General features: G+C 61.8%; 4 protein-coding genes. All 4 read right to left on the bottom strand.

Going from position 1 to position 4,222, the window contains the following annotated elements; genetic code table 11:
• The coding region (locus ACESMD_RS10715; RefSeq protein WP_372612996.1) for a ParB/RepB/Spo0J family partition protein at window positions 1-650 on the bottom strand (650 nt) is incomplete at its 3' end.
• 35 nt (window positions 651-685) lie between these two features.
• Window positions 686-1,456 (bottom strand): ParA family protein, encoded by a 771-nt coding sequence (locus ACESMD_RS10710; protein WP_372612994.1) that lies wholly within the window; start codon window positions 1,454-1,456, stop codon window positions 686-688.
• Window positions 1,457-1,497: 41 nt separating this feature from the next.
• Entirely contained in the window at window positions 1,498-2,154 is a 657-nt protein-coding gene (gene rsmG, locus ACESMD_RS10705; RefSeq protein ID WP_372612992.1) for a 16S rRNA (guanine(527)-N(7))-methyltransferase RsmG, read from the bottom strand.
• Window positions 2,151-4,055 (bottom strand): tRNA uridine-5-carboxymethylaminomethyl(34) synthesis enzyme MnmG, encoded by a 1,905-nt coding sequence (gene mnmG, locus ACESMD_RS10700; protein ID WP_372612990.1) that lies wholly within the window; start codon window positions 4,053-4,055, stop codon window positions 2,151-2,153. Before mnmG ends, rsmG begins: the two co-directional genes overlap by 4 nt.
• Window positions 4,056-4,222: the final 167 nt, after the last annotated feature.

The following is a 4,222-nucleotide window of genomic DNA, read 5'->3' as shown; positions in this document are numbered from 1 at the left end:
TTTGCCCCAGTCAAGGCAAGCAAGGCACGGGCATGGCCCATGTCCAGATCACCACGCTCCAGCAGGGTCTGCACCTGAGGGTCGAGTGCCAGCAGTCGCAGGAGATTGGTGACCTGAGTGCGGGACTTGCCCACGGCATCGGCGACCTGCTGCTGGGTCAGTTCAAATTCCTCGAGGAGACGCTTGAGCGCCATGGCCTCCTCGACGGGATTGAGATTCTCGCGCTGGATATTCTCGATCAGCGCCAGGGCCAAGGCCACCTCATCGCTGGCCTCGCGAATCACCGCGGGGATAACGTCCAGTTCGGCAAGCTGGGCGGCACGCCAGCGACGTTCCCCGACAATGATCTCGTAGCGATTCTCGCCGACCGGCCGGACCACGATGGGCTGCATGACACCCTGGGCGCGGATCGAGTCGGCCAGCTCCTCCAGGGCTTCAGGCTGGATGTCGCGACGCGGCTGATACTTGCCCCGCGTCAGCTGGCTCAATGGCAGGCGTTCGAGCCGCTCTTCCATGGGGGGTGCGGGTGGCGTCTCCGCCTCGGGCACCTGCAGTGAATCGATCTCGGGGAGATCGAGGCTTTCGCGGCGGCGGGCACCTGCCCCGATCAGGGCATCCAGGCCACGCCCCAGGGCGCGTTTACGCGTCATCGACAATCCTCATCACAGCAGTCATCACCTGTTGTCTAGAGCGACAGGCGGCGAATCAATTCCTTGGCCAGTACCCGGTGCGCCTGGCTGCCTCGTGAAAAGCGCGCGTACTTGGTCACCGGCAAGCCATGACTCGGTGCTTCGGCGACCCGGATATTGCGCGGAATAGTGGTCTTTAGCAGGGCATCGCCGAAGTAGTCGCGGAGTTGCTTGCTGATATCGCGTGTCAGGCTGTTGCGTGAATCGAACATGGTTCTGAGGATCCCGTAGATCTCTAGGTCGGGGTTCACGCTATCCTTGATCTGCTCGACCGTATCCAGCAATGCCGAGAGCCCCTCCATGGCGTAGAACTCGCACTGCAGGGGAATCAGGACACCATTGGCGGCGGTCAGGGCATTGACGGTGAGCATGTTCAACGAGGGCGGACAGTCGATCAGCACGACATCATATTCGGTCGCTATATCATCGAGTGCCTCGACGAGACAGCGTTCACGGCCTTCCTCGCGGTCGAGCAGTTCGACCTCGGCCGCGGTCAGGTCACCGTTGCCCGGCAGGAGGGCGAAGCCCGCTGCGGGACAGTCGATGATGACCTCGGCAGCCTGGCGGCCATCGAGCAGCACATCGAGGACACTGGCCTCGAGACTATGCTTGTCGACACCACTGCCCATGGTGGCATGGCCCTGGGGGTCGAGGTCGACCAGCAGTACACGGCGCTCAAGCGCCGCCAGACTGGCGGCGAGGTTGACGGCCGTGGTGGTCTTTCCCACGCCGCCCTTCTGGTTGGTAAGGGCGATAATCTTGGTCACGGAAAACTCCCTAATAACGCGTTCTTCCTGGATCAAACGCCTCAGGGGCGACCTCGGGACGGTTCGGTACCTTCGAGGATCACGAGTCGTCGACTCGCTGTCTCGAAGGGTATCACCAGGGAAGGACATGACACAGCACGAACATTCCCGGGCAAGTCGGTGAGTTCCTCCTCCACGGCAGGACCTTTCATGGCCAGCCACTGCCCACCGGGCGCCACCAGGCGATGAGTGAGGGTGACGAAGTCCCCCAGGCTGGCGAATGCCCGGGAAATGACCTGATCGAACTGGCCATCGAATCCCTCGACCCTGGCCTGCACCGGTGTCACCCGGGGAAGGTCCAGTTCCAGGACGGCCTGGCGTTGAAAACGTACCTTCTTGCCGTTGCTGTCCAGCAGGGTGACACGCAGTTCCGGCTTGAGGATCGCCAGCACCAGTCCCGGGAGACCGGCCCCGGCACCCACATCGAGCAGCGTCGGTCCCTTGATGAAGGGCAGCACGGCGGCACTGTCCAGCAGGTGCTTCACGACCATGTCATCGGGTGCACGTATCGCCGTGAGGTTATAGGCGCGGTTCCACTTGTGCAACAGCGCCACCAATTGCAGCAGGCGGGCCCGCTGCCCTTCGTCCACTCCGATCTCCAGTGCACAAAGCCCGTCATCAAGCCGCGACTCGACCCTGGCATCACCGAGGGAACTCATGCACTGGCGACCTTCTGATCGTTCAGCAGGCGACGCTTCTTGAGGTGGATCAGCAGGATGGAAACGGCGGCCGGGGTCACACCGGAGATCCGTGAAGCCTGGGCCAGGGTGTGCGGGCGCGCTTCCTCGAGCTTCTGGCGAATCTCGTGGGAGAGCCCCTGTACCGCGGCATAGTCCAGATCGGACGGCAGGACGGTTCCCTCATGGCGCTTGAGCCTGTCGATATCATCCTGCTGTCGCGCGATATAGCCCTGGTATTTCGCCTGGACCTGAACCTGTTCAACCACTGCCTCGTCCTCGACGGTCGTGGTCTCCATACCGGGAAGGCGGGCGAGATCGGCATAGGTCAGCTCCGGGCGCTTGAGCAGATCCATCAGGCTGTATTCGCGAGCAAGCCCCTTGCCGAGGGTCTTCTCGAGCGCCTGGCCAGCGGCGCTGCTGGGCTGCACCCAGGTCGACTGTAACCGTGCGCTTTCCCGTTCGATGGCCTCGCGTTTGGTAGCGAAGACCCGCCAGCGATCATCGTCCACCAGACCCAGCTCACGACCGGTCTCGGTGAGTCGCAGGTCGGCATTGTCCTCCCTGAGCAGGAGTCGGTACTCGGCCCGCGAGGTGAACATGCGATAGGGCTCTCTGGTTCCCAGGCTGATCAGATCGTCGACCAGCACGCCCAGATACGCCTCGTCGCGACGCGGCCACCAGGCGTCCAGGCCATGTGTCCTCCGCGCCGCATTCAATCCTGCCAGAAGCCCCTGGGCTGCGGCCTCCTCATACCCGGTAGTGCCGTTGATCTGCCCTGCGAAGAAGAGGTTATGGATAAATTTCGTTTCCAGGGAGTGCTTGAGATCCCGTGGATCGAAGAAATCGTATTCGATGGCATAGCCCGGCCGGGTGATGTGGGCATTTTCCAGACCCTCGATCGAGCGCACCACCTGCAATTGCACATCGAAGGGCAGTGAGGTCGAAATGCCGTTGGGGTAGAGCTCATAGGTATCCAGCCCCTCGGGTTCGATGAAGATCTGATGGCTGGCCTTGTCGGCGAAGCGATGGACCTTGTCCTCGATGGAAGGACAGTAACGGGGGCCAATCCCCTCGATCACGCCAGAGTACATCGGCGAACGGTCGAGATTCGCCAGGATGATCTCGTGGGTTCGCTCGTTGGTATGGGCGATATGACAGCTCACCTGACGCGGATGCTGTCCAGCATTGCCGAGGAAGGACATCACCGGAGTCGGCGTGTCACCCGGCTGCTCTTCGAGTCGTGGGATATCGATGCTCCTGGCATCCAGGCGGGGAGGCGTGCCGGTCTTGAGCCTGTCGACCCGGAAGGGAAAGGCTCGCAGGCGTTGGGCAAGGGCGTTCGAAGGGGGATCACCGGCACGCCCACCACGGGACTGGTTGAGACCGATATGGATGATGCCGCCCAGAAATGTCCCGGTACAGAGCACCACGGTCTCGCCAAGAAAGCGAATCCCCGTTTCGGTGACCACGCCACGCACGTTGTCGTCCACGACGATCAGATCACCGGCGGCTTGCTGGAAGAGGGTCAGGTTGGTCTGGTTTTCCAGGAGGCCTCGTATGGCGGCCTTGTAACGAATCCGGTCTGCCTGAGCCCGAGTGGCGCGGACCGCCGGTCCCTTGCGGGCGTTGAGTACACGGAACTGGATCCCCCCCAGATCAGTGGCAACCCCCATGGCACCGCCCAGCGCATCGATTTCCTTGACGAGATGGCTCTTGCCGATCCCGCCGATGGCGGGGTTGCAGGACATCTGGCCCAGGGTCTCGATGTTGTGAGTGAGCAACAGGGTCTGACAGCCCATGCGAGCGGAGGCCAGAGCGGCTTCGGTTCCCGCATGGCCACCGCCGATGACGATGACGTCGAAGCGGTCTGGGTAATTCAAGGGCCACCTCATGGTTTCGTTCGGGTGATCGATCAACGGGGCAGTATAAACCCCCTGTGGATGATCGTCAGGGTTTTCCACACCCCGATTCCTCGACCGGGCTCCTCATGGACCAGGGATTATCAATTAATACATATTAATAGAGAGAAGTTCTGTTGTTGTTGTAA

Source organism: Halomonas sp., assembly GCF_041689495.1.
Classification (GTDB): Bacteria; Pseudomonadota; Gammaproteobacteria; order Pseudomonadales; family Halomonadaceae; genus Halomonas.
Note: the sequence above shows the minus strand (reverse complement) of the source record. Positions and strands in the feature narration are given on the sequence as shown.